We start from the raw sequence: 338 nt of genomic DNA on the forward strand, positions 1-338 counted from the left end.
TGCCCGTAATCCGACAGTGATTTGGGGGGCCGCCGCCACGCGCCATCCATGGCGCGGGGCGGCTAAACCGGCATCCCTGCCGGTTTACCCCCCAAATCCCTGCCGAATTCCGGCCAGCGTGTTTGACGGGGCGCCTAAGATCAAAATCAAAAGCAAAAGCACAGCGGCCTGACAGCCGGCTTGAGTGGTGTAGAGCATCTGGATAAACACGGCGTCTTCACGTTTTTCGCCGGCAAGCCGGCTCCTACAGAGGACAAAAAACGTATCCACGATGCGAAGCGAGTCGCTCTTGATCTTGATTTGAGGCGCCCCGTTAAACACGCTGGCCGAACGCAGGC

The 338-nt window shown here is 59.2% G+C and carries 1 protein-coding gene; it reads right to left on the reverse strand.

Annotated elements, in window-relative coordinates; translation table 11 throughout:
* Positions 1–84: 84 nt before the first annotated feature.
* Positions 85–338: hypothetical protein (locus HX812_RS01470; RefSeq protein WP_178949110.1), on the reverse strand; the 254-nt coding region annotated here is incomplete at its 5' end.

Source organism: Pseudomonas sp. IPO3749 (assembly GCF_013386605.1).
In the GTDB taxonomy this organism is placed as follows: Bacteria; Pseudomonadota; Gammaproteobacteria; order Pseudomonadales; family Pseudomonadaceae; genus Aquipseudomonas; species Aquipseudomonas azotoformans_A.